The organism is Streptomyces sp. NPDC041200, from assembly GCF_055591805.1.
The window spans coordinates 172,129-198,577 of record NZ_JBVIZF010000014.1 but is presented as its reverse complement, the minus strand read 5'-3'; the positions used below and the strand labels follow the sequence as shown (position 1 = coordinate 198,577).

Here is a 26,449-nt window from a genome sequence, read left to right as displayed (position 1 = left end):
GCACCGGCCGCCGTCAGATCGGCAGCCAACTCGCCAGCACCGTCAGCATCGGCACCGCGACGGCTCACCAGCAACAGCTGCCGCACACCATGAGCCGAGACCAGATGGCGAGCGAAGAGACCACCCAGAGACCCCGAGGCGCCGGTGACCAGCACCGTGCCGTCCTCATCAAAGGACGGAACGGAACCGGTGTCGCTGTCGGCGTCGTCGGCGACCGGCACCCGGGCCAGTCGAGGCGCGAGTACCGCGCCCCCGCGCACCGTCAACTCCGCCTCGTCCACGCCCAGCGCCGCAGGCACCGAACGGTACGAGTCCTCGTCACCGTCCACGTCCAGCAACACCAGACGGCCGGGGTTCTCCGACTGCGCGGAACGGAACAGGCCCCGCACAGCGGCGTGCGACAGATCCGCCACACCCGCACCCGGCACGGTCTCCACCGCACCCCGGGTCAACAGCACCAACCGCGCCCCGGCAAACCGCTCATCAGCCAACCACGACTGCAGCAAAGAAAGCATGGCCTGCGTCGCCTCGTGCACAGCCGACGCGTCGGCGCCGCCACCAAGACCAGCCAGCACCACGGTGCCCGGCACCGCCGCCCCGGCATCCACCGCCGCACTCAGCGCCGCCAGATCGCCATACGCCGCCACCCGGGCCCCAGGGCCGAACCCGCCCTCAAGCGCCGCGAGTTCACCGGCGTCCGCACCGAGGACCGCCCACTCGTGCGTCGCCGCGCCCGTCGCGGGCGCCGGAACGGCCGACCACTCCAGCCGGAACAGCGACTCGTGCAGCCCACCACGCGCCGCACGCACCTGGTCGGCCGAGGCCGCCCGCAGCGCCACGGACTCGACCGTGGCCACCGCACGGCCCGTGCCGTCGGCCACCAGCAGCGACACCGCATTCGTCGACTGCTCGGACAGCCGTACCCGCAGCGCACCGGCTCCCGCCGCGTGCAACTGCACACCGCTCCACGCGAACGGAAGCAGCGCACCCTCCGCCGACTCCGCCTCACGGGCAGAGTTGCCGAGGCCGATGGCATGCAGCGCGGCATCCAAGAGGGCCGGGTGCAATCCGAACGCCTCGGCCTCGGCGCCCGAGGTCAGCGGCGCGTCCTCGGGAAATCCGACCTCGGCGTAGAGGTCCCCACCGAGCCGCCACGCGCCCTTGAGCCCCCGGAACACCGGCCCATAGCCGAGCCCCTCCCCGGCCAACTCCGCATACAGCCCGTCGACCGCGATCGGCGTGGCGCCCTGCGGGGGCCACACGCCGAGTTCTTCCAGCTCAGCACCCCGAACGCCGACCGCAAGCACACCGGTGGCGTGCCGCGTCCACGGCTCGGCCCCGAGCGCGTCCTGCCGACGCGAATGCAGACTGAACGAACGGCGACCGGACTCGTCCGGCCCCTCCACCACGAGCTGCACCCGCACCCCGGTGTGCTCCGGCAGCACAAGCGGGGCCTCCAGGGTCAGTTCGTCCAGCCGCTCACACCCCACCTGCGCGCCCGCAGCGCTCGCCAGCTCCACGAAGGCCGTACCGGGCAGCAGCACGCTGCCCATGACCACGTGGTCGGCGAGCCAGGGGTGGGTGCGGGTGGAGAGCACCCCGGTGAGCAGGCAGCCATTGGCGTCCGCGAGCGCGACGGCGGCGCCGAGGAGCGGATGGTCGATGTCGCCCAGCCCGATCGACTCCGGGTCGCCCGCCGCCAGGGCGGCGGCGCTGGGCCAGTACCGCTGCCGCTGGAAGGCATACGTCGGCAGCTCGGCGGGCTCGACGCGGGTACGCGTTCCGCCGAAGACGGCGTCCCAGTCCAGCGGCACGCCACGGACGTACGCACGCGCGACGGCAGCCGTCAGCGCCTCGGCCTCGGGGCGGTCCTTGCGGCAGACGGAGGCGAACGCGGCGTCATCATCGCCGGTGACGCACTCCTGCGCCATGGCGGTGAGCACACCGTCCGGACCCAGCTCGATGTACGTCGTGACGCCCTGAGCCTCCAGAGCACGCACACCATCGAGGAACCGCACGGCCTCCCGGACATGCCGCACCCAGAAGTCGGCGGTCGCGATCTCCTCAGCGGAGACGACATCACCGGTCAGGTTCGACACGATCGGAATCCGCGGAGCCTCGTACGACAGCCCCTGCGCGACCTCACGGAACGCCTCCAGCATCCCGTCCATACGCGGCGAATGGAAAGCGTGGCTGACAGTGAGCCGCTTGGTCTTACGACCCCGCTCCTCGAACGACGCCGCGACCTCAGCGACAGCGTCCTCGTCACCCGCGATGACCACCGACGTGGGCCCGTTGAGGGCGGCAATGCTCACCCGCTCACCGAGCAGCGGCACCACTTCCTCTTCCGACGCCTGCACCGCGACCATCGAGCCACCCGCCGGAAGCTCCTGCATCAACCGCCCACGCGCCGCCACCAACGCAGCGGCATCCGCAAGCGACAACACACCCGCCACATGCGCGGCAGCCAGCTCGCCGATGGAGTGGCCGGACAGGAAGTCGGGCCGCACACCCCACGCCTCGACCAGCCGGAACAGCGCCACCTCCACCGCGAACAACGCGGGCTGGGTGAACCCGGTCTGGTCCAGCGCCTGGGCGTCGTCGCCGAACAGCACATCCCGCAGCGGCCGCTCAAGGTGCAGATCCAGATGCGCACACACCGCGTCCAAGGCATCCGCGAACACCGGGAAGGCGTCGTACAGCTCACGCCCCATCCCCAGCCGCTGGCTCCCCTGCCCCGTGAACAGGAACGCCACCTTGCCCTCAACCGCCGAGCCCTCGATCAGGCCCGACGCGGAGTCGCCCGCTGCCAGCACATCAAGCGTCCGCAGCAGCTCATCGCGGTCACCAACGCTGAGCACCGCACGCCGCTCCAGGGCGGCACGACCGACAGCCAAGGCGTGAGCGACATCGAGCAGCGCCGACTCCGGCCGCGTCTCGACAAACGCCCGCAACCGCACGGCCTGCTCCCGCAGCGCCTCGGCGTTCTTCGCCGACAGCACGAACGGCAGCACACCACCCAGGCCACGCGGCTCGACCACCCCACCCGGCTCATCGACCGGCGGCGCCTGCTCGATGATGGTGTGCGCGTTGGTGCCACTGAGTCCGAACGACGACACACCCGCGCGGCGCAGACGGCCCGTCTCCGGCCACTCCTGGGCCTCGCTCAGCAGCGACACCGCACCCGACGCCCAGTCCACATGCGGGGACGGCTCATCCACATGCAGCGTCCGCGGCAGCACACCATGCCGCATCGCCATGACCATCTTGATGATGCCCGCGACACCAGCCGCCGCCTGCGTGTGGCCAATGTTCGACTTGATGGACCCCAGCCACAACGGCCGGTCCCCATCCCGCTCCTGCCCGTACGTGGCCAGCAGCGCCTGCGCCTCGATCGGGTCACCCAGCGTCGTCCCCGTACCGTGCGCCTCGACCACATCCACGTCACCGGCCGACAGCCCCGCACCGGCCAGCGCCTGCCGGATCACCCGCTGCTGCGACGGACCGTTCGGCGCCGTCAGACCATTCGACGCACCATCCTGGTTGATCGCCGAACCCCGCACGACCGCCAACACCGGATGGCCGTTGCGCCGCGCGTCCGACAGCCGCTCGACCAGCAGCATGCCGACGCCCTCACCCCAACCGGTGCCATCCGCACCGGCCGCGAAGGCCTTGATCCGACCATCGGCCGCCAGCCCCCGCTGACGGCTGAAGTCCACGAACGCCTCCGGCGTGGACATCACGGTGACACCACCGGCGAGCGCCATCGAGCACTCACCACTCCGCAGCGCCTGCACCGCCATGTGCAGCGCCACCAGCGACGACGAACACGCGGTGTCCACCGTCACCGCCGGGCCCTCCAGCCCGAAGGTGTACGAGATCCGCCCGGACACCACGCTCGCCGCGTTGCCCGTGCCCAGGTGGCCCTCAAGCCCCTCGGGCGTGGCGGAGACGAGCCCGGCGTAGTCCTGCCCGTTGGTGCCCGCGAAGACGCCGGTACGGCTGCCGCGCAGCGCCACCGGGTCGATGCCCGCCCGCTCGAACGCCTCCCACGACGTCTCCAGCAGCAACCGCTGCTGCGGATCCATGGCGAGGGCCTCGCGCGGCGAAATCCCGAAGAACGCCGCGTCGAAGTCGGCGACGTCGTAGAGGAAACCGCCCTCACGCGCGTACGAGGTGCCCTGACGGCCCGGGTCCGGGTCATACAGCCCGGCCAGGTCCCAGCCACGGTCGGACGGGAACTCCGCGATCGCGTCCCCACCCGCCGTCAGCAGCTGCCACAGCTCCTCGGGCGAGCGCACCCCGCCCGGGAAACGGCAGCTCATCGCCACGATCGCGATCGGATCGTCATCGACGGCCACGGCCACATCGCCAGCCGCCCCCGTGGCGATCTGGGCGGCGCCGACCAGCTCCTTCCGCAGATATTCGGCCAGCGCGGCCGACGACGGGTAGTCGTAGATGAGCGTGGCGGGCAGCGCCAGACCGGTCGCGGCGCCGAGCCGGTTGCGGAGTTCGACGGCGGCGAGTGAGTCGAAACCCAGCTCCTTGAACGCACGCCCCGCCTCGACCGCGTCGGCCCCGTCGTGCCCCAGCACGGACGCGACGTGCGTACGGACCAACTCCAGCAGCGCACGGTCCTGTTCGGCGCGCGGCAGTCCGCTGAGCCGCTCCCCCAGGGGGGAGGCGGCATCGGCGTCGGTGATCACACGTCCGCCATACGGTCCGGCCACGGACTGCTGTGCGGCGGACTGCGGCGCGGCGACCTCCGGCAGTTCGGCGATCAGCGTGCTCGGCCGTACGGCGGTGAGGGTGCCGACGAAGCGGTCCCAGTCGACGTCCGCGACCGTCACGCACGTGTCATCGGCGTCGAGCGCCTGCTGAAGGGCGGCCAGCGCCAGCTCCGGCGCCATCGGCGGCAAGCCCTCGCGACGCATACGCCGCTCCAGCGCATCGTCGGCCGCCATGCCGCCGTCGGCCCACGGGCCCCACGCGACGGACGTCCCCACCAGCCCCTCGGCGCGCCGCCGCTCGGCCAGCGCGTCCAGATGGGCGTTGGCCGCCGCGTAGTTGCCCTGACCGGCCGCGCCCACCGAACCACTGATGGACGAGAAGAGCACAAACGCCGAAAGGTCCAGGTCACGCGTCAGCTCGTCCAGGTGGCGCGCGGCGTCGGCCTTCGCGCGAAGCACCGAGGCGAACCGCTCGGGGGTGAGCGAGTCCAGTACGCCATCGTCCAGGACACCGGCCGTGTGGAAGACGCCGGTCAGCGGCAGTTCCTCCGGCAGCGACGCCAGCAGCTCCGCGAGCGCGTCCCGGTCCGCCACATCGCACGCGGCAACCGTCACCCGCGCGCCCGACGCCACCAGCTCATCGCGCAGCTCCACCGCACCCGGGGCGTCCAGACCACGGCGGCTGCTCAGCACCACATGCTCGGCGCCACTGTCCACCAGCCATCGCGCCACCCGCGCGCCCAACGCACCCGTACCGCCCGTGACCAGCACAGACCCCGGGCCCGGACGCCACGAGCCACCCGACGACGCGGACACCGAAGCACGCACCAGCCGACGTCCGAACACGCCCGATGCCCGCACCGCGACCTGGTCCTCGCCACCGGCCCCGGCCAGCACACCCGCCAGCCGCGCCAACGCACGCTCATCCACCGACTCCGGCAGGTCAACCAGACCACCCCACCGCTCCGGCAGCTCCAGCGCCGCCACCCGGCCCAGACCCCACACCTGCGCCTGACCAGGCACCACCGCGCCATCGGAGCGCCCCACCGACACCGCACCCCGCGTCGCCACCCACAACGGCGCGCCGACACCCGCATCGCCCAGGGCCTGCGTCAAGGCGGCCGTACGCGGCAGCCCATCGCCGCCCCCGAGGGCCAGCAGCGACACCACACCCGTCACCGCCACATCGCCGACCGCCGCGCGCAGCCGCTCGGCCACCGCATCCCGGTCGTCGTCCCCGGCGGCCAGCTCGACGAGCCGCACGTCCACGCCGCGCTCAGCCAGCATCCGCGCCACACCCGCGGACCACACGCCCTCGGCCTCACCGGCCGGAACCACCACGACCCAGCAGCCACCCGGTACCCCGGCAGCAGCCGACCGGTCCCGCACCGGCCGCCACGTCACCCCATAACGCCAGCCCTCCACCGTCGAGCGCACAGCCGCCTGCCGCCGCCACGACGACAGCGCGGGCAGCACCTCACCCAGCGAAAGCCCCGGATCCACCTCAAGCTCAGCGGCCAGCGCGGCCACATCCCCGCGCTCCACCACGTCCCAGAAGCGCCCGTCGACCACACGGCCCGGCGCGGCGACGGCCGCCGTGGCGACCGGGGCGTTGAGCCAGTAGCTCTGGCGCTGGAAGGCGTACGTGGGCAGGTCGACCGTCGTCGCGCCGGTACCGGCGTACGGGGTGGCCCAGGCGACCTTCTTGCCCCGTACGTACGCCAGTGCCACGGCCGCGGTGAAGGTTTCGGCCTCGGGGCGCGCGCCGCGCAGCACCGACGCGTACCGAGCGCCCTCCGCCTCGGGCAGGCAGTCCTGCGCCATGGCGGTGAGCACGGCGTCCGGGCCCAGCTCCAGGAAGGTGGTGGCGCCCTTGTCGGCCAGGGTGCGGACACCGTCGAGGAAGCGCACCGCGTCGCGGACGTGGCGTACCCAGTACTCGGGCGAGCACAGCTCCTCGGCGGTGGCGGTCTGCCCGGTGACGGTGGAGACGACGGGGATGCGCGGGGGCGCGTACTCCAGCACCTGGGCGACGCGCCGGAATTCGGCGAGCATGTCGTCCATGAGCGGGGAGTGGAAGGCGTGGCTGACCGTGAGCCGCTTGGTCTTGCGGCCCTGCGCCTCGAAGCCCGCCGCGACCTCGGCGACAGCGTCCTCGTCGCCCGCGATGACCACCGAGGCCGGGCCGTTGAGGGCGGCGATGTTCACGCGCTCGGTGAGCAGCGGCGCCACCTCGTCCTCGGACGCCCGCACCGCGACCATCGCGCCCCCGGCGGGCAGCTCCTGCATCAGCCGTCCGCGCGCCGCCACCAGCGCGGCGGCGTCCTCCAGGGAGAACACCCCGGCCACGTGGGCGGCGGCGATCTCACCGATCGAGTGTCCGGCGAGCAGGTCGGGGCGCAGCCCCCAGGACTCGACGAGGCGGTAGAGCGCGACCTCGACGGCGAACAGGGCGGGCTGGGTGTAGTCGGTGCGGTCGAGGAGAGCCGCCTCGGGCGATCCCTCCTCGGCGAAGAGCACGTCGAGCAGCGGGAGTTCCAGCTGCTCTTCGAGGTACCAGCAGGCGTCGTCGAGGGCTTCGGCGAAGACGGGGTACGTGGCGTACAGCTCGCGTCCCATGCCGAGGCGCTGGCTGCCCTGGCCGGTGAACAGCAGGGCGAGCTTTCCGGCGGCGGGGGCGCCCCGGACGACGGACGGGGCGTCGCCGCCCGCGGCGAGGGTGCGCAGCGCGGCGAGGGCGCCGTCGCGGCCGTCGGCGAGGAGCACGGCGCGCTGGTCGAAGGTGGCGCGGGTGGTGGCCAGGGAGTGGCCGATGTCGGTGAGGGCGAGCCCGGGGTCGGACTCCAGCAGCGTGTGCAGCCGCTGGGCCTGGTCGCGGAGAGCGTCGGTGGTCTTGGCGGACAGGATCCAGGGCAGTACGGCGGGGGCCGGGGCGGGGTCCCCGGTGACCTCTTCGGCGTCCTCGTCGGCGGCGGGCGGCTGCTCGATGATGGCGTGGGCGTTGGTGCCGCTCATGCCGAAGGAGGAGACACCCGCGCGGCGCGGACGGCCGTGCTCCGGCCAGGGGCGTGCCTCGGTCAGCAGCTCGATGTCACCGGTGGTCCAGTCGGCGTGCGGCGTCGGCTCGTCGATGTGCAGGCTGCGCGGCAGCACTCCATGGCGCATCGCCATGACCATCTTGATGATGCCGCCGACACCGGCCGCGGACTGGGTGTGGCCGATGTTCGACTTGAGCGACCCGAGCCACAGCGGCTGGCCCTCCGCGCGCTCCTGCCCGTACGTGGCGAGCAGCGCCTGCGCCTCGATCGGGTCGCCCAGCGTCGTCCCCGTACCGTGCGCCTCGACCACATCCACGTCACCGGCCGACAGCCCCGCACCGGCCAGCGCCTGCCGGATCACCCGCTGCTGGGCGGGGCCGCTGGGGGCGGTGAGGCCGTTGCTGGCGCCGTCCTGGTTGATGGCGGTGCCACGGACGACGGCCAGCACCCGGTGGCCGTTGCGCTGCGCGTCGGACAGCCGCTCGACGAGCAGCATGCCGACGCCCTCACCCCATGCGGTGCCGTCGGCGGCGGCGGCGAACGGCTTGCAGCGGCCGTCGGCGGCGAGGCCGCGCTGACGGCTGAAGGCGATGAACGAGCCGGGGTTGGCCATGACGGCCGCGCCACCGGCGAGCGCCATGGTGCACTCGCCCGTACGCAGCGCCTGGACGGCCAGGTGGAGCGCCACCAGCGACGACGAGCAGGCGGTGTCGACGGTGACGGTGGGGCCTTCGAAGCCGAAGGTGTAGGCGATGCGGCCGGACGCGACGCTGGCCGCGTTGCCGGTGACCAGATAGCCCTCGAAGCCCTGCTCGGCCTCGTGCAGGCGGGGGCCGTAGTCCTGGGTCTCGGCGCCGACGAACACACCGGCCCGGCCGCCCCGGAGGGTCGTGGGGTCGATCCCGGCCCGTTCGAAGACCTCCCAGGAGGTCTCCAGCAGCAGCCGCTGCTGCGGATCCATCGCGAGGGCCTCGCGCGGGGAGATTCCGAAGAACGCCGGATCGAACTCATCGGCGTCGTGCAGGAATCCGCCTTCGCGGGTATAGCTGCTGCCCGCCTTGTCCGGGTCGGGGTCGTAAAGCCCGTCGAGATCCCAGCCCCGGCTCACCGGGAATTCGGAGATGACGTCTTTTCCGCCCGCGACGATATCCCAGAGTTCTTCGGGGGAACCGACCGAACCGGGGAATCGGCAGCTCATTCCGACAATGGCGATGGGCTCGTCGGCGGCGATCGGGGCCGTATCGGCGTCGTCCGAGGGAGCGTCGGAGGTGTCGTCGGCGCCGAGCAGGTCGGTGCGCAGACGGCGGGCGAGGTCGGCCGGGGTGGGGTGGTCGAAGGCGAGGGTGACGGGCAGCCGCAGCCCGGTGGCGGCGGTCAGCCGGGCGTGCAGGTCGACGGTGGCGAGGGAGTCGAAGCCCAGGTCGAGGAAGGGACGCTCGGGGTCGAGGACGTCCGGCGCCTTGTCCTTGAGGGCCTGTGTGACGACCTCTGCGACCCATGCGGTGAGGGCCTCGGCCCGCTCGGCTTCGGGAAGGGCTGCGAGGTGGTCCCGCCACGGGGAGGCTCCGTCGGGGCCGACGGCCGGTATTTCCGTGTGCTCGGGCGTCAAATCCACGGACTCACTCACCATCACGCGCCCCATTACCTCGCAAGACATACACCTAGACCGTAGGTCAGCCTTACACAGGGCAGGACGGCGGGATACCCCTTCAAACCCCCTATGGACCCCTATTGTTCCTTTAGGGCCCCGTATTCGCCGACCATCCCTTAATGGCCGCGCTTAGCTCACCAGAATGCATGAGAATTTCGGTGACGACAAGGAGTTCGAAGGAACGAGGGGCGTTCAGAAGCGAAGCGGGCCAGGGAAGCGAGCCGCGTCGGCGGGAAGGTGTTCAGAGGTGGAGGGGCGGCCTTTCGGTCCGCCCCTCCACCTCTCGGGGGATCGCCAGTTGGTCAATGGGTGGTCAACCGCGGTCCGGGGCCCGCTCGATGAATGGGGCGAGCAGCCCGGGGGCCGTGGTCTCGGCGAGGGCGATCCCCTGGCCTTCGGTCAGGTCGTACACGTGGTAGACGCCTTCACCGGCCGCGGTGGTGGCGCCGACGGTGAGCAGCCCCGCCCGGCGCTGGAAGGGCGTGCGGGAGATCTTCCAGCCGATGATCGCCTCGCGCTGGAGGGCGACGGTGCGGTGGGCGAACGTCCCGGCGGAGGTGACCAGATAGCGGCCGCGGAGCCCATGGCCCAGGGTGCGGTAGGCGTTGAAGGCGAACGCCACCAGGATCGGGACCAGGACGACACCGGTGATCACTCCGCCGATGACGAGCCCGGTGCTGAGCCACAGCCCCAGCCCCACCGGGACCGCCGCGATCAGGACCGACCAGATGAGGGCGCGGTTGACGCGGCGCCGCAGGGCGGCCCTGGGGTGCCGGGTGAGGCCCTCGCGCTCCATCAGGCCGGGTTCGTCCACCGGCAGCGCCTCGGCGGCGACCCGCAGCGCCTCGGCGCGCGGGGCGGGCGAGGTCAGGGCGCGACGCCTGCGATTCTCGTCCTCGCCGCCCAGGCCGCTGGCGACGGCGTTGAGCTTGGCGCCCCTGGCCCAGCGCAGCGGAATGGGCTCGACGAGTTCGAGGCCGCGCAGATTTCGTTCCGCGATGGTCACGGAGCGGGTGGCCAGCAGTCCGCGGCGGACCCGGAGCGCTCCGCCCTCTTCCCGGCGCAGCTCGTAACCGGCCCAGTTCTCGATGAACGTGGCGGTGGAGCCGACCATGCCGAGGGCGACGATGACGAGGACGGACACCAGGATCCCGTACCAGAGCGGAACGGAGCCGAAGCGGTGCTGGAGGTCCTTGACGATGCCGAGTTCGAGCGGGTTGACCTGCATCTCGTTCAGGGTGCGGTACACACTGCCCGCGGCGATGAAGACACCGCCGACACCCCAGACGGTGAGCGGACCGTAGCGCAGCCAGGACCAGTCCAGCTGGCTGAGCACACCGTCGTTGTCGGCCACCGCCGGAGACCGGCCCGCGTCGCGCAGGGCGATGATCCGGCGGCGCAGCTCGAGGGCCTCGGCCTTGGTGATGCCGTCGAGGGCGAGCTTGCGCGCGACGGCGTCGCTCTGCTCTCCGCTGTCGATCCGCAGCGTGGTGAGTCCGAAGACCCGGTGGACCGGGTTCGCGGTGAGGTCGACACCGCGGATGCGGCCGATCGGGAGCGAGCGTTCGCTGCGGAAGAGCAGGCCCTTGCGCAGCTCGAAGCGGTCCTCGGTGAGCCGGTAGCGGGTGGTGAACAGCCGCATCAGCCCGATGCCGCTGATGACCAGGAAGGTCACGAACAGCGACGCGAGGGTGATGATGACCTGGAGGTTGGTCTCGCCCCCGGTGACCGCGAGGCTGGCGAGGAACATGGCCAGCGGTGCGCCGAGGATGGACAGGTTGACCAGGAGCAGCCGGCGGTTCAGCCTCCCCCAGTCCTGGTCGACCGCGGGGGAGGACACCGTGGTATCAGGTGTCATGTGGCGTCCTCCGGGACCGACTCGACGCGCGCGGCCAGGTATTCGACCAGGTCCTGGGCGACGTTCTGGTCGATGCCCTTGATCTTCACCGCTCCCGAGGAGGAGGCGGTGGCCACGGTGACACCGGAGAGCCCGAACATCTGCTGCAGCGGACCGCGCAGGGTGTCCACCGTCTGGACGCGGGACAGCGGGACGACCCGCCACTGCTGCCACAGCCACCCGGAGGCCGCGTACACGGCCTCGTCGGTGGTCTCCCAGCGGTGGACCCGGTAGCGCCAGGCGGGCATGACGGCCATGTACAGCAGCCCGGGGACGCACGAGATCAGCGTGGCCCACATGAAGAACTCACGCGTCGGGGGGATGGTGGCCCACAAGATCCCGAAGGTGAGGGGCAGGGGCAGGGCGAACAGTGTCGACTGCAGCGTCCACCAGCCGATCGCACGGCGGTCGACCCGGTGACGAGGCGGACGGAGCCTCAGATTGTCATGGCGTTCCACTGTTTCACCCTGCTCTTGCTTCAGATGGGGTGCCGGGTGCGGGCCCGGCGGGGGTTTGCGGCCTATGTAATCAGGCTTCGGCCGATGCCTTGTCCGCGGTCTGCTGGGGCAGCTGGCCGCTTCCGGCGTCCTGGCCGATCCCGGCGCCCTGAGGACCGCTCCCGGTGCCCTGGCCGCTCCCGGTGTCCTGGGCCCGCAGCTTGCGCATCTTGGCCAGCAGGACGGCCGTGCGCGTCAGCACCATGGCCAGCGCCATGAAGATGAAGGCGTTGGAGTAGGTGTCCTGACCGCTGATCCCGTATTCGATGGAGAACTTGATCAGGCCCATGGGGAACCAGTGCTCGGCGCCGTAGACGAAGATGATGCGCCCGCTGGAGAGGATGATCCACACCACCGCGTAACCGATGCCACCGATGGTGTACAACGCGCCCGAGGCGGCGTCCTTATAGGCGGGCAGCAGTGCTCCGGCGATCAGACCGCAGATGACGCCGATGCCGACGCCGACGAGTTGCAGCGACAGGTCGTTGTCGCCCTTGGTCGGGAAGGAATGAACGAAGATCGCGATGACCACGGCCACGGCGATGATCGAACGCGCCATGCGCATCGTGGTGATGCGACGGCGGCCGAGGTCGGTCGCCAGGACGATAGTCAGAATCGTGCCGCTGGCGATCAGCGCGGCCATGAACTGGCTCAGCTGTGGCATATACGACGTTCTCCAAGCCAAGAGGGCGATGTGCTTCGTGGTGTGACGGCTGGTCGTCCCACCGGGATCAACGCTAGAAGCGGGCCCTGCGACGCGCGACGACTGAACGGTGGGTTCGGGCTGTCCACCGACCGGTGGACACGGGGGACACCCGTGGTAGTACTGAGGCCGTGCGCAATCACTCCCCCGGGGACGACTCGCCGACCGGCGCGTATTACGGCCCCGAGTCCGGCACCCGCTGGTTCGGCCTCTGGGACGGCTTCTTCGCCGTCTCCTACCTCGTCACCGCGGCCCTGCTGCTGCTCTCCGGCGGCTCCCAGGTCGACCACTCCCTCCCGATCGCCGCGCTGACCCTGATCGTGCCCTGGTACGCGGCGGTCGGCCGGGGGCTGATGATCGAGGCGAGCTACGGGCCGCGGAACCTGGTCTTCGCGCTGGTCCTGGTGGCGCTGTTCTGCGCCACCACGGCGTTCAACCTGATCGGCGCCTTCGCGCTGTTCGCGGTCATCCCGATGCTGATCATGAGCCTGCCGATGGGACCGGCGGTCGCGCTGGCCACGGTGGCCAATCTGTGCCCCGTGCTGGTGGTGGCGTTCGTCGGTGAGGACGTGGGCCTGAGCGTCTGGGAGGTGGTGCCCATCTCCCTGCTGAGCATCGCGCTGTCCTTGCTGCTGGGCATGTGGATCAAACGGGTGGTGCGGCAGAGCAAGGAGCGGGGGCTGCTCATCGAGGAGTTGCGGCGCAGCCGGGAGCGGGAGGCCCGGCTGTCCCACGAGGCCGGTATCTCCGCCGAGCGCGAGCGGCTGGCCCGGGAGATCCACGACACCCTCGCGCAGGGGCTGACCAGCATCATCAGCCTGGTCCAGGCGGCCGAGTCGGAGGTGTACGACGCACCGGACCAGGCGGTGAACCATCTGGCGCTGACCGGGCGGGTGGCCAAGGAATCGCTTGCCGAGGCCCGGGACTTCGTGGCCGCGCTCACCCCGCCCGCACTGCGCGGCGGCTCGCTGGTGCAGGCGGTGCGGCGGCAGGTGGACGGGCTGATCGCCGAAACCGGCCTGGAGGTGCGGTGCTCGGTCAGGGGCGACGAACAGCCCCTGCCGATGGCGGTCAGCGTCGTCCTGCTGCGCTCGGTGCAGGAGGCGATCGCGAACGTCCGCAAGCACGCCAAGCAGGCCCGTACGGTGGACGTGGTCCTGGTCTTCGACGATGACGGCATCCGGCTGCTGATCCGCGACGACGGCGAGGGCTTCACCCCGGACGGCACGCAGGAAGGGTACGGGCTGCGCGGAATGCAGGCCCGGATGGAGGAGATCGACGGAATGGCGTCCATCACCAGCAGCCCCGGGCGGGGCACCACCGTCGAGGTGAACGTGCCGGCGACGGCGCTGGCCGGGGAGGCAGTGCATGGCTGACCACGAGCCCATTCGGGTGCTGCTGGCCGACGACCACCCCGTGGTGCGGGAGGGCCTGAGCGCCATGCTGGATTCCGCCGACGGCATCACCGTCGTCGGACAGGCCGGTTCCGGTGAGGAGGCGGTGGTCCAGGCGAAGGCGCTGCGGCCGGACATCATCCTGCTGGATCTGCGCATGGGCGGGATGGACGGCGTCGAGGCCACCACGCAGATCCTGCGGCAGGTGCCCGGTTGCAAGGTCGTCATCGTGACCACGTACGAGGACGACTCCGACATCCTGCGCGCGGTGGAGGCGGGCGCCGCGGGCTATCTGCTGAAGGGCAGTTCACGCCAGGAGCTGATCGGCGCCGTGCAGACCGCCGCGCGCGGCGAGACGGTGCTCACCCCGTCCCTCGCGGGCAAGCTCTTCCGCAGCCGGGCGGCCGAGCCGTCGCCGCTCTCGGGCCGCGAGCGTGAAGTGCTGCGGCTGGTGGGCCAGGGGCTGACCAACGCCGAGATCGGCGCCAAGCTGTTCGTGGCCGAGGCCACGGTCAAGACGCATCTGCTGCGCTCGTTCAAGAAGCTCGGCGTCTCCGACCGCACGGCCGCGGTGATGACGGCCATGGAGCGCGGCCTGCTGACCTAGCCGCCTTCACAACCGTGCGGCCCTCACAACCGTGCGCCATCACGCCGTGCGGCCCTCACACCGTGCCGGTCAGGCTGCTGTCGGAGAGCTTGGCGGGCAGGTCCCGGCGCCGCTTGACGTTCAGCTTGCGGTAGATGCGGGTCAGGTGCTGCTCCACGGTGCTGACGGTGACGAACAGCTTCGAGGCGATCTCGCGGTTGGTGTTGCCGTGCGCGGCCAGCACCGCGATCCGCACCTCCGCCTCGGTCAGGGCCTCCACATCGCGCTGCGGCTCGGCCCCCTGGCCGGGCTGGGCGGCGGCCGCCACCAGCTCACCGCTCTCCGCGTGCCGGGGCATCAGCTCGCGGCACAGCGGCTCGGCGCCGCAGGACTTGGCCACGTGCCAGGCCTTGCGGACGAAGACCCGGCCCCGGTTGAAGTCGCCCATCGCGCGGTAGGCGCGGCCGAGTTCGCCGAGGGCGATGGCGAGCTGGATGCGGTCGTCGCCGCCCTCCAGGACCTCGACGGCCTCCTTGAGCCGGGGCAGCCGCTGCCGGAGCTGGTCGGTGCGGGCCATGACGACCAGCAGGCCGCCGCGCAGCCGCCCGTCACCGGCGCCCAGCCGCAGCTGCTCCTCGGCGAGGGACCGGGCCTGGGCGGGGTTGTCGAGGGCGAGCCACGCCTCGGCGGCGTCCAGCCGCCACGACGCCAGCCGGGGCGTGTCCATGCGCCAGGACTCGGCCAGTTCCCCACAGTCCGTGAAGTCGCCGAGGGCGGCGTGGTAGCGGCCGGTGGCCAGGTGGCAGCGGCCGCGGGCGCGCAGGTAGTACAGCCCGGGGACGGTGCGGAAGAGCCCGTCGGGGAGCGGCTGTTCGAGCAGCGCCATGGCCTCGTCGTAGTGGCCCATCCCGGTCTCGGCCTGGATCAGGGAGGACAGCAAGAGGCCGATGCCCACGCCCCAGCCCGGTGCCGGAATCTGCGCGAGGGCGCTGCGCGCCTGGTGCGCGGCCACCTGCAGATCGCCCTGGCGCAGCGCGATTTCGGCCCGTACGGCGGACAGCATCGCCTGCCAGGCGGGGACGCTGCGGGAGGAGCACTCGCCGAGCAGCCGCTCGCACCAGGACAGGGCGAGGTCCAGGCGGCCGGTGACGACGAGCGCGTACAGGGCGATGACCAGCGGCTGGAGCGTGTTGTCGCCGAGGTGGTAGCGCTGCAGGACGCGCTCGGCCTCAATGACCGCCTGATCGGCCCGGCCCTCGGTGAAGGCGGCGGACAGGGTGGCGGCGGCGTGCGCGTGGGCGAGGTCGGCCACGTCGTGCGGGGAGCCGGTGGCCTTCGTGGCCCCGGCGCCGAGGGTGGGGAGGCGGTCGCGCAGCGGCGGGCTGAGCATCGTCAGCCACTGGACGGAGGCGGAGAGGGCGGCGCTCATCGCGGGGTCACCGCCGTCGGTGCCCCCGGGGCCCGCCGCGCGGCTCAGCGCGGTGATGGCGTCGGCAGCCGTGTCCAGCCGCCCCGACCAGGCGAGGTACGAGGTGATGGGGGCGATGTCGCGCGGGGCGAGCCAGCCCTTCTCGACCTCCTCGGTGAGCGACGGCAGATACCCCTCGGCGACCGCCGGGCCGACCCGCCAGGCGACGCTGACGAGCCGCGCCTTGAGAGCGGTGCGGGTGGGACCCGGCTCGCACGCGCGATGGGCGTGTTCGAGGCAGCGGAGCGCGACGTCGAGTTCCTTCTGCACCAGCGCGTATTCGGCGGCCTCGCGCAGGACCGGGACGGTCCAGGGCTCGCCGTCCTGGTGGCCGCGGACCAGATGGCGGGCGACGTCGAGTGCGGAAGCGCCGTCGGCGTGCAGCAGCCGGGCGGCCCGGGCGTGCAGGTCGTGGCGGACGGCGGCGGGCGCCGCGTCGAGTACGGCGGTACGGGCGACTTCGTCGCGGAACCGGCCGTGGTCCAGGACGGCGCACTCGTGCAGATCCTGGACGCCCTGTTCGACCGTGGCGACGCTCAGATCGAGGAGGCTGCTCAGGTGCCGTGGGGAGCGGGCGTCGCCGAGGACGGCGACACCGCGGGCGATCGCCGCCACATCGGGCTCGCCCCGGTACAGACAGCCGAGGACGGCCTGCGCGAACGCGTCGCCGGGCGTGGGGCGCTGCAGGGCCTCGCCGTGTTCGCCACCGGCCCGCCAGTCGTCGAGCAGCGCGCGCAGCAGCAGCGGGTTGCCGCCGGAGAGGCGGTGGCACTCGGGGGCGAGCCGGGAGGCGACGGTGGCGGACAGGGTGCTCGACAGCGCCTCGGCGACGCCCGCCTCGGTGAGCATGGGCAGCCGCATGCGCACACAGTTGGGCTGGCGGAGCAGTTCGGCGTGGAAGGTGAGCTGCCGCTGGCGCAGCCGGGGGGATTCGGTGAGGACGATGAGCACCCTCGCCTGGCGGACCCGGCGCGCGAGGTGGAGAAGGAATTGCAGGGACTGATCATCGCCGCAGTGCACATCGTCGACGGCGATCACCAGCGTGCGTTCATCGACCAGCCGCAGCAGCACCGACGAAATCTGGGACATCACGTGCATGTGGGCCGCGGCGGTACTCTCCGGCCCCATGTCGGCCAGCAGGGCGACCGCCTCGGAGCGGACGTCCGGGGGCATGGCGGCGTTGTCGAATATCTTTCGGAGAATACCGAAGGGCAGTTCGCGTTCGGCCCGGGAACCGGTCACTTCGAGGAGCAACGCACCGCTGTCGATTGCCTGTTCGGCGAAGCTGTCCAGCAGCCGCGTCTTCCCGCTGGCCACCGCGCCGCTGACAAGCGCCAGCCGTCCTCTGCCCTGCGTCGCGCCGTGCAGCATTTCACGCAGGACGGAGAGGCGGCTCTCCCATTCGAAGAGATTTGCGGGCACAGGTCTCATTTCCCGACGAATCATCGCCTCACGCCCCCGGGGCCGATGGCGCCGAGGGCCTGAAACGTGACGTATGGCGATTCTTGCGTTTCGGTCGTGCGATACGAATCGGCCGGGTCAGGGACGTGACGCCGAAAGCGCCCCGGACAGCAGACTCGTGATCTCCGCCTGATGGTTGGCCAAGAAGAAGTGGCCGCCCGGGAACACCCGGATGTCGAACGCGCCGGTGGTGTGCTCCCGCCACGCCTGCGCCTCGTCCAGGCTGGTCCTGGGGTCGTCGTCGCCGGTCAGCACGGTGATCGGAGCGCGGACGACGGCGCCCGGCTCGGAGCGGTAGGTCTCAACCGCCTTGTAGTCACCGCGGATCGCGGGCATCACCATGCGCAGGATCTCCTCATTCCCGAGGACCCGTGCGTCGGTTCCGCTCAGCACCTTCATTTCGCGCACGATGCCGTCATCGTCGCGGCGGTGCACATTCTCGTCCCGGTAACGGGACGGTGCCCGGCGGCCCGAGGCGAAGAGGGCGACCGGGGAGAACTCCGGATCGGCCGCCTCCAGCCGCCGCGTCACCTCGAACGCGAGGACGGCGCCCATGCTGTGGCCGAAGAAGGCGATCGGCAGATCGAGCCAGGGCTTCAACTCCGCGGCGATGGCGTCCGCGTACTCGCCGATGTCCTCGATGCGCGGATCGAGACGCCGGTCCTGACGCCCCGGATACTGCAGCGAGAGGACGTCGACGGCAGGTGAAAGCGCTTGTGACACCGGGAAGAAGAACGGCGCCGAGCCCCCGGCGTGCGGCAGGCAGACCAGCCGCACGCGGCTCTCGGGTGCCGGATGGAACCGTCGTATCCAGACGCTGTCTGCTTGCTGAGCACCCATGTACGTGAAAAGTCTTTCCCTCATCGGGTTCGCGGTCGCAACAGCCGCTCACCCACCAGAAGATGCGTCAGAACAAGCTGCCCCCAAATGTTCTAACACGACAGTAGATGTAGGGGGCACCCCTAACGCTCGGGGCCACCCCCACGAGTGGGGTCTTGGAGTGCGGGCTGCTGCCGCGCGCCCCCGGCAAGCGCCTGCGCCAGGTCGTCCAGCGCCTCCACCAACAGCTCGGCACTGCGCACCGCGACCCCCTGCCGCTCCCCCGCGCGCTCCTGCCAGTGCTCCAGCGACTCCTGTACGGCGGTCCAGTCCAGCGGCCGCCGCTCCCGGACCGCCTCCACGGCCTTCGGAACCGCCGTCCGCAGCGCCGCCGCGAACTCCCCGGCCTCCGGCGACGGGGCCGCGTCGCGGTCCGGAAGATGCGCCTCCAGCAGCATGGTGACCCGGCCCGCGGTGGACAGCGCGGTCTGCGCCGCCTGCGCCGCCCGGGGGCCGAGCCCGCGGTGGCGCACCGGTTCCCGGCGGGCCCGGCCGTCCAGTTGCTCGTACTCGTTGCGGGCCGCCCGCTGGTCCAGCAGCGCCTCCCGCACCTGGCGGGGGCGGCGCTCGGCGGGGCGGGCGTGGGCGTCGAAGACAGCGATGGCGTACTGGCCGCCCGCGGTCAGCCAGTCGGCCAGCCGGTCGCGCAGCAGCGGGGTCTCCCAGGCGGGGAAGACCACGTACGAGGCCATCGCCATCAGCCCGCCCAGCAGCGTCAGCGCCACCCGCGCCTGAACGGTCTGGCCGACCTCCGCGCCCGCGATGCCGAGCAGGAAGACCACGTACGCGCTCACGCACAGCGAGGCCACGATGAAGCCGGTGCGCAGCAGCATGAACATGAAGGCCGCGCACACCACGGCCAGCGTGGCGCTCACATACGGGTCCGGGTGGGCCAGCGTCACCACAAGACCGCCGATCAGGACCCCGGCCAGAGTGCCGAAGAAGCGGGCGACCCCGCGCGAGAAGGTCTGACCGAAGTCCGGGCGCAGCACCATCACCGAGGTCAGCGGCGCCCAGTAGCCATGGCCGAACGGCAGGATGGTGCCCAGCAGATAGCCGCAGACCGCCACCACGGTGAGGCGCACCGCGTGCCGCAGGATGCGCGAGTCCCAGCGGACCTCGCGGCGCAGGGCGCGCAGCGCCACCGGCACCAGGCCGGGGACGGTCGGGCGGGGCAGATGGCGGCGGTCCTTGGTGCCCTCGGAGGTCACCGCCTCCACCCGCTCGTCCGAGGACTCCACGACGTCGTTCACCAGGGCCATCAGCTTCAGCGCGGCGCGGCGGGCCGCACCGTCCAGCATCGGGCCGCTCTCCGGCACCTCCAGCACCGCCATCGCCTCGGGCGGCAGCCGGACCGGCTTGTTCCGGCGGACGCCGTGGGCCACCGCGTCCAGCACGGTGGCGGTCGCGGCCAGCAGCTCGCGCACCCGGTCGCGCTCGGGCCCGAGCATCGGGGCGCCGACCACCGGGTCGGCCATCGACGCGAGCACCGGCCGGATCCGCTCGGCCAGCAGCCGGTAGCCGCGCAGCTGGCTCGGGCGCCGCTTCGCCGCGCGCGGGGTGACGGCGGCGGCGCTGCGGGCGTCCATCAGCGGCTGCGGGTCGAACGGCGCCTGCGGGTCGTGGCGCAGCCGCCGGGCGTAGTCGGCGACGCCGGCGAGCGCGTCCGCGAGGGCGTCGCGCTGCACACCCCAGGGCCGTACCGGGAAGAGCAGGATCAGCGCTGCCTGGACGACGCCGCCCAGTCCGATCAGCGCGGCGTGCTCCAGGGCGCCGAGCACCGAGGTGGGGAGGGTGACGGTGACCAGCATCACCGCGACCATCTGGGTCGACACCAGCCCGGAGACCGGGCCGACCGCCCACGACATGCCGGTCAGCAGCGTCCATACGGCGAGCATCACGACGAAGGTGGCGACGTGGGCGGCGGCCAGATAGCCGAGGAAGGTGGAGACCGCGAGCAGGGACGCCGCGGCGAGCGCCAGCTCCGGGCGGGGCCGCCAGCTCTTCTGGAAGATGGCGATCCCGGCGGAGAACGCGCCGAACGCGGACGACACCGCGAGGGTGGGCGAGCCGAACCAGAGGGTCAGCCCGATGACGATGGCCACACCGCAGGCGCCGCGGACCGCGACCAGCGGCTCCAGCCGGATGCGCTCGATCGTCAAACCGGCCTGGGCCGTCTGCTTCAGCGCGTGTGACCAGCTCATACGCCGAGACTACGACCTTGATCTGCAAGCGAGGAACCGGCCGTCTTTGGCTGATTCCTCGCTTTCCCGCCCTTTCGGCCCGCGTCAGCCCTCAGATGTTGCGCAGTCCACGTCGAGCAGCTCGATGGGCCGGGTCGCGTCGAGGTCGACGTACGCGGTGAAGGAGCCGGTCGCGCCCTGGCCCCAGTGGGTGGTGACCGTCGCCCAGCCGACCCGGGCGGACTGCGCCGTGGTCACCTCGCCGACCTCGATGTCCCGCGGCTCGTTCTGCGCGCACAGCAGCAGGTCGTAGTCGGGGGTCTCGGCGATCCGCTCCTTGAGGTGGTCGGAGACCAGGTTCTCGCGCTCCCAGGGGCGCGGCCCGTGGTTGCCGTAGAAGCCCTCCAGGAAGTGGTGGATCTCCTCGGCGGTGAAGCGGCCGTTCGGATCGGTCGTGGCGCCGTGCGCAGCGGCGGCCGCGGGCGAGCCCGCGGCCAGCACGAGCCCGAGGCCGAGCGCGGCCGCGGAGCAGCAAAGGGTGCGAAGCATAGGAGATCCCCCTGAATGTGGTCGTGTGCCCATTGTTCGGGCGAACACTCAAGAAGACCTACAGGAGGGGTAGATGGTTGCCCTGTGAACGGCGAAACCCCCGCCGGTCCGAGACCGGCGGGGGACGCGACCGTCAGGCGATCAGTGGTTCTTGGGGAATCCCAGGTTGATGCCGACCTCTTCCGAGGGCTCCGGCCAGCGGGTGGTGACGACCTTGCCGCGGGTGTAGAAGTGCACCCCGTCGTTGCCGTAGATGTGCTGGTCGCCGAAGAGCGAGTCCTTCCAGCCGCCGAAGGAGTGGTAGCCCACCGGCACCGGGATCGGCACGTTGACGCCGACCATGCCCGCCTCCACCTCCAGCTGGAAGCGGCGGGCGGCGCCGCCGTCCCGGGTGAAGATCGCGGTGCCGTTGCCCCACTTCGAGGAGTTGATCAGCTCGATGGCCTCGTCGTACGTCTCGGCGCGGACCACGCACAGCACCGGGCCGAAGATCTCGTCGCGGTAGGCGTCGGCGGTGGCGGGGACCTTGTCCAGCAGCGAGACGCCGATGAAGAACCCGTTCTCGTGGCCCTCGACCGAGTAGCCGGTGCCGTCCACGACCACCTCGGCGCCCTGGGCGGCGGCCCCGTGGACGTAGGAGGCGACCTTGTCCCGGTGCTCCTTGGTGATCAGCGGGCCCATCTCGGAGGACGGGTCGTTGCCGGGGCCGATGCGGAGCTTGGCGGCGCGGTCGGCGATCTTCTTCACCAGGTCGTCGCCGATGTCGCCGACGGCGACCACGACGGAGACCGCCATGCAGCGCTCACCGGCCGAGCCGTAGGCCGCGTTGATCGCGTTGTCCGCCGCGAAGTCCAGGTCGGCGTCGGGCAGCACCAGCATGTGGTTCTTGGCGCCGCCGAGCGCCTGCACCCGCTTGCCGTGCTCGACGGCCTTGGACTGGATGTACTTGGCGATCGGGGTGGAGCCGACGAAGCTGACCGCGGCGATGTCCGGGTGCTCCAGCAGCCGGTCCACGGCCACCTTGTCACCGTGGACGACGTTGAGCACACCGTCCGGCAGCCCCGCCTCGGACGCCAGCTCGGCCAGCCGGCAGGAGGCCGACGGGTCCTTCTCGCTGGGCTTGAGGACGAAGGTGTTGCCGCAGGCGACGGCCACCGGGAACATCCACATCGGCACCATGGCCGGGAAGTTGAACGGCGTGATGCCCGCGACGACGCCCAGCGGCTGACGGATCGAGGAGACGTCGACCCCGGTGGAGACCTGGGTGGACAGCTCGCCCTTGAGCTTCTCGGCGATGCCGCAGGCCAGCTCGACGATCTCCAGGCCGCGGGCCACCTCGCCGAGCGCGTCCGAGTGCACCTTGCCGTGCTCGGCGGTGATCAGCTCGGCGATCTCGTCGCGGTGGGCGTCCAGCAGCTCGCGGTACTTGTAGAGGATCGAGGAGCGCTTGGACAGCGAGATGGTGCCCCAGGACCGGTACGCCTCCTTCGCGGACGCGACGGCCGCGTCGACCTCACCGACCGAGGCGAGGGCGACCCGGGTGTCCTGGGCGCCGGTGGCGGGGTTGTACACCGGGCCGTGGTTGCCGGAGGTGCCCTCGACGGACTTCCCGCCGATCCAGTGGTTGACGGTCTTCATGGGTGCGGAGCCTTTCTCTCGAAAAACGTCAGAGGTGGCGGCGGCGGCCGGCGGCGTGCCGGTCGTACTCCTCGCGGGCCTTCACGGCGGCCGGGCGGCTCGCGGTCTCGGCTACGGGCACATCCCACCACGCCTGTGCGTCAGGGGCGCCCGACACTGTGTCGCCCGTTTCGGTCTCCACATAGACACATGTGGGACGGTCCGAGGCGCGGGCCGCCGCGAGCGCCTCGCGCAGCTCGGCCACGGTCGCGGCGCGCAGCACGTCCATGCCGAGCGAGGCGGCGTTCGCGGCCAGGTCCACGGGGAGCGGATCGCCGGTGTAGAGGCCGTCGGCGGACCGGAAGCGGTAGGCGGTGCCGAACCGCTCGGCGCCGGTCTCCTCCGACAGACCGCCGATCGAGGCGTAGCCGTGGTTCTGGAGGAGGACGACGTTGATGTTGATGCCCTCCTGGACCGCGGTGACGATCTCGGTCGGCATCATCAGGTACGTACCGTCCCCTACCAGCGCCCACACCGGGGTGTCGGGGGCCGCGAGCCGTACGCCGATGGCGCCCGGGATCTCGTAGCCCATGCAGGAGTAGCCGTACTCCAGGTGGTACTGGCGGGGCGAGCGGGCCCGCCACAGCTTGTGCAGGTCGCCGGGGAGCGAGCCCGCCGCGTTGATCACCACGTCGTCGTCACCGACCACCGCGTCCAGCGCGCCCAGCACCTGGGTCTGGGAGGGCCGTACGGAGGCGTCCTCGGCGGCGTACGCGGCGTCCACCCGGCGCTCCCACGCGGCCTTGCCGGTGCGGTACTCGGCCTCGTACGTCGTATCGACCCGGTGACCGGCCAGCTCGGCGGTGAGCGCCTCAAGGCCGGCGCGGGCGTCGGCGACCAGGGTGGTGGCGGCCAGCTTGTGGGCGTCGAATCCGGTGATGTTGAGGTTGAGGAAGCGGACGCCCGGGTCCGTGAAGAGGGTCGCGGAGGCGGTGGTGAAGTCGCTGTAGCGGGTGCCGACCCCGATGATCAGGTCCGCGGTGCGGGCCAGGTCGTCGGCGACGGCGGTGCCGGTGTGCCCGATGCCGCCGATGTCGGCCGGGTGGTCGTGGCGCAGCGAGCCCTTGCCCGCCTGGGTGGAGGCGACCGGGATGCCGGTGGCGTCGGCGAACGCCCGCAGCGCTCCCTCGGCCTCGCTGTGGTGGACGCCGCCGCCCGCGACGACCAGCGGGCGCCGGGCGGCGCGGATGGCCTGCGCGGCGGCGAGGGTCTCGGCGTGCTCCGGGACGGGGCGGCGCACGCGCCACACCCGGTCGGCGAAGAACTCCTCCGGCCAGTCGAACGCCTCGGCCTGCACGTCCTGCGGCATGGCCAGGGTGACCGCGCCGGTCTCGGCCGGGTCGCTGAGCACCCGCATCGCGGCGAGCGCGGCCGGGATCAGCGCTTCGGGGCGTACGACGCGGTCGAAGTAGCGGGAGACCGGGCGCAGCGCGTCGTTGACGGACACGTCGCCCGCGTACGGCACCTCCAGCTGCTGGAGCACGGGGTCGGCGGGCCGGGTCGTGAAGATGTCGCCGGGCAGCAGCAGCACCGGCAGCCGGTTGACGGTGGCCAGTGCGGCACCGGTGACCAGGTTGGTGGCGCCGGGCCCGATGGAGGTGGTGACGGCCTGGGCGGCGAGCCGGTTGGACTGGCGGGCGTAGCCGACCGCGGCGTGCACCATCGCCTGCTCGTTGCGGCCCTGGAGGTACGGCATGGTGTCCTGTCCGGCCTCCAGCAGCGCCTGGCCGAGCCCGGCCACATTGCCGTGGCCGAAGATGCCCCAGGTGGCGTTGATCAGACGGTGCCGCTGCCCGTCCCGCTCGGTGTACTGGTGCGCCAGGAACTCGACCAGGGCCTGGGCGACGGTGAGGCGGCGGGTGGTCATCGGGCGTCTCCTGCGGGAGCTTCAGGGGCTGCGTACAGCGGAAGGCGGGGGTCGACGGGCTGGTCGGGCCAGGTGGAGCGGATCCAGCCGTGGTCGGGGTGGTCGCAGATCAGCCAGGCGCGCTCCTCGCCGGGGCCCGCCATGACGTTGAGGTAGTACATGGCGTGGCCGGGCGCGGCGATGGAGGGGCCGTGCCAGCCGTCCGGGATGAGGACCGCGTCCCCGGAGCGGACCTCGGCCAGCACATCGGTGCCGCGGCCGCGGCCGGAGGGCGAGACGCGCTGGTAGCCGACGCCCTCGTTGCCGTGGGCCTCGGCGATCTCGAAGTAGTAGATCTCCTCCAGCTCGCTCTCCTCGCCGGGGCGGCACTCGTCGTGCTTGTGCGGCGGATACGAGGACCAGTTGCCGCCGGGGGTGAGCACCTCGACGGCGATGAGCTTGTCGCACTCGAAAACCCCGGCGGCGCCGAAGTTGTTGACCTGGCGCGAGCAGTTGCCGGTGCCGCGCAGCTCGACGGGGACGGCCGAGGCGGGCCCGTAGCGGGCGGGCAGCCTGCGCTCGCAGCGGGCGCCGGTGAGCGCGAAGCGGCCCCCGGCGCCGCTGGCGATCGTGGCGTGGGCGTCGCGCGGGACGTACGCGAAGTCGCTCACCCCGCTGAACACGCTCTCCCGGCCCTGGAGTTCGAAGGTCTCGCCCTCGGTGATCACCGTGCAGCCGCCGCTGAGCGGCAGCACGATCCACTCGCTGTCGCCGGTGGCCAGCTGGTGCGAGCCGCCGGGCGGCAGGTCGAGCACGCGCAGGCTGGAGTAGCCCCATCCGGCCCGCGCGGGGTCGATGTCCAGCGCGTACGGGCCGTCGGCCGCCTTACCGGCCTGCACATGGAAGCCAAGGGAAGATTCGTGGGTGGTCATGGCGTCAGTGTTTCCTCCGGTTCCGGGGCCGATGCAGAGCGGGCCGATGAAGAGCGGGCCTTCACAGCAGGGGCCGATTCACAGCAGGCCGACGGCGGTGTCCACGGCGGTCTCCACGCTGCCCTCCGCCGGATAGAGCAGCGAGCGGCCGACGACCAGGCCCTGGACGGTGGGCAGCCGCAGCGCCTTGCGCCACTTCTCGTACGCCCCCTCCTGGTCCTTCCCCACCTCGCCGCCGAGCAGCACCGCGGGCAGGGTGCTCGTCTCCATGACGGCGGCCATCTCGTCCGGGTCGTTGGTGACCGGCACCTTCAGCCAGGTGTACGCGGACGTCCCGGCGAGCCCGGAGGCGATCGCGATGGACTTGGTGACGGCCTCGGCGCTCAGGTCGTTGGAGACCCGGCCGTCTATCCGGCGGGAGATGAACGGCTCGACGAAGACCGGAAGCCGCCGCTCCGCCATCTCGTCGATGGCGCGGGCCGTGGTGAGCATGGTGCTGAGCGACCCGGCGTCGTCGTAGTCGACCCGCAGCAGCAGCTTCCCGGCGTCGAAGCGCAGCCGCTCGATGTCCTGCGGGCGGTGGCCGGTGAAGCGGTCGTCCAGCTCGAACGAGGCACCGGCCAGCCCGCCGCGGTTCATCGAGCCCATGACGACCTTGCCGTCGAGGGCGCCGAGCAGCAGCAGGTCCTCCAGGATGTCGGCGGTGGCCAGCACCCCGTCGACGCCCGGGCGGGACAGCGCCAGGCACAGCCGCTCCAGCAGATCGGCCCGGTTGGCCATGGCCAGCTTGTGCCCGCCGACGGCGAGGGCGCCGCGCGCCGGGTGGTCGGCGGCCACGATCATGAGTCGGCCGCTGTCGCCGATCAGCGGGCGGCGGACCCGGCGTGCGGCGGCCTCGGCGATGGCCTCCGGGTGGCGGCTGCGCACCGTCACGAGGTCGGAGATGCTGATACTCAAG

General features: G+C 71.9%; 14 protein-coding genes. 2 read left to right on the top strand and 12 right to left on the bottom strand.

The features are described from left to right. From ACZ6CL_RS27680 to ACZ6CL_RS27665, 4 genes are all read right to left on the bottom strand, one after another. A partial coding sequence (locus tag ACZ6CL_RS27680; protein WP_468940091.1) for a type I polyketide synthase occupies positions 1-9,383 on the bottom strand: 9,383 nt, incomplete at its 3' end. A gap of 349 nt (positions 9,384-9,732) precedes the next feature. After that, entirely contained in the window at positions 9,733-11,277 is a 1,545-nt protein-coding gene (locus ACZ6CL_RS27675) for a PH domain-containing protein (protein ID WP_468940088.1), read from the bottom strand. Next, entirely contained in the window at positions 11,274-11,774 is a 501-nt protein-coding gene (locus ACZ6CL_RS27670) for a PH domain-containing protein (RefSeq protein ID WP_468940085.1), read from the bottom strand. Before ACZ6CL_RS27670 ends, ACZ6CL_RS27675 begins: the two co-directional genes overlap by 4 nt. Before the next feature lie 70 nt (positions 11,775-11,844). Then, positions 11,845-12,477, bottom strand: a complete 633-nt coding sequence (locus tag ACZ6CL_RS27665) for a hypothetical protein (RefSeq protein ID WP_468940083.1) — start codon at positions 12,475-12,477, stop codon at positions 11,845-11,847. Between the two features lie 170 nt (positions 12,478-12,647). On the opposite strand from ACZ6CL_RS27665, the gene ACZ6CL_RS27660 reads away from it, so the two are divergent. After that, positions 12,648-13,892 (top strand): sensor histidine kinase, encoded by a 1,245-nt coding sequence (locus ACZ6CL_RS27660; protein WP_468940081.1) that lies wholly within the window; start codon positions 12,648-12,650, stop codon positions 13,890-13,892. Next, positions 13,885-14,517: a response regulator transcription factor gene (locus ACZ6CL_RS27655; RefSeq protein ID WP_468940078.1), complete on the top strand. Its 633-nt coding sequence runs from the start codon at positions 13,885-13,887 to the stop codon at positions 14,515-14,517. The genes ACZ6CL_RS27660 and ACZ6CL_RS27655 overlap by 8 nt, the downstream gene beginning before the upstream one ends. Positions 14,518-14,572: 55 nt before the next feature. Here the strand turns inward: ACZ6CL_RS27655 and ACZ6CL_RS27650 are convergent, their stop codons facing one another. The 8 genes from ACZ6CL_RS27650 to ACZ6CL_RS27615 all read right to left on the bottom strand — a co-directional run bounded on the left by ACZ6CL_RS27650 (position 14,573) and on the right by ACZ6CL_RS27615 (position 26,448). Next, positions 14,573-17,395, bottom strand: coding sequence for an AAA family ATPase (locus ACZ6CL_RS27650; protein ID WP_468940075.1), 2,823 nt, complete (start codon positions 17,393-17,395; stop codon positions 14,573-14,575). 108 nt (positions 17,396-17,503) lie between these two features. Then, the gene (locus ACZ6CL_RS27645; protein ID WP_468940073.1) at positions 17,504-18,265 is read right to left on the bottom strand and encodes a thioesterase II family protein; all 762 of its coding nucleotides are present in this window, start codon (positions 18,263-18,265) and stop codon (positions 17,504-17,506) included. A gap of 122 nt (positions 18,266-18,387) precedes the next feature. Beyond that, positions 18,388-20,508 carry an FUSC family protein gene (locus tag ACZ6CL_RS27640; protein WP_468940070.1) on the bottom strand — a complete coding sequence of 707 codons (2,121 nt, stop codon included), beginning with the start codon at positions 20,506-20,508 and terminating at the stop codon, positions 18,388-18,390. 84 nt (positions 20,509-20,592) lie between these two features. Further along, entirely contained in the window at positions 20,593-21,036 is a 444-nt protein-coding gene (locus tag ACZ6CL_RS27635; RefSeq protein WP_468940067.1) for a hypothetical protein, read from the bottom strand. Between the two features lie 141 nt (positions 21,037-21,177). Beyond that, positions 21,178-22,674, bottom strand: coding sequence for a CoA-acylating methylmalonate-semialdehyde dehydrogenase (locus tag ACZ6CL_RS27630; RefSeq protein ID WP_468940064.1), 1,497 nt, complete (start codon positions 22,672-22,674; stop codon positions 21,178-21,180). Positions 22,675-22,702: 28 nt separating this feature from the next. Beyond that, positions 22,703-24,580, bottom strand: a complete 1,878-nt coding sequence (gene iolD / locus ACZ6CL_RS27625) for a 3D-(3,5/4)-trihydroxycyclohexane-1,2-dione acylhydrolase (decyclizing) (protein ID WP_468940062.1) — start codon at positions 24,578-24,580, stop codon at positions 22,703-22,705. Beyond that, positions 24,577-25,491 (bottom strand): 5-deoxy-glucuronate isomerase, encoded by a 915-nt coding sequence (gene iolB, locus ACZ6CL_RS27620; RefSeq protein ID WP_468940060.1) that lies wholly within the window; start codon positions 25,489-25,491, stop codon positions 24,577-24,579. The genes iolD and iolB overlap by 4 nt, the downstream gene beginning before the upstream one ends. A 78-nt stretch (positions 25,492-25,569) precedes the next feature. Next, a complete protein-coding gene (locus ACZ6CL_RS27615; protein ID WP_468940057.1) occupies positions 25,570-26,448 on the bottom strand; it encodes a Cgl0159 family (beta/alpha)8-fold protein in 879 nt (292 codons plus the stop codon). Between the last annotated feature and the right edge of the window lies 1 nt (position 26,449).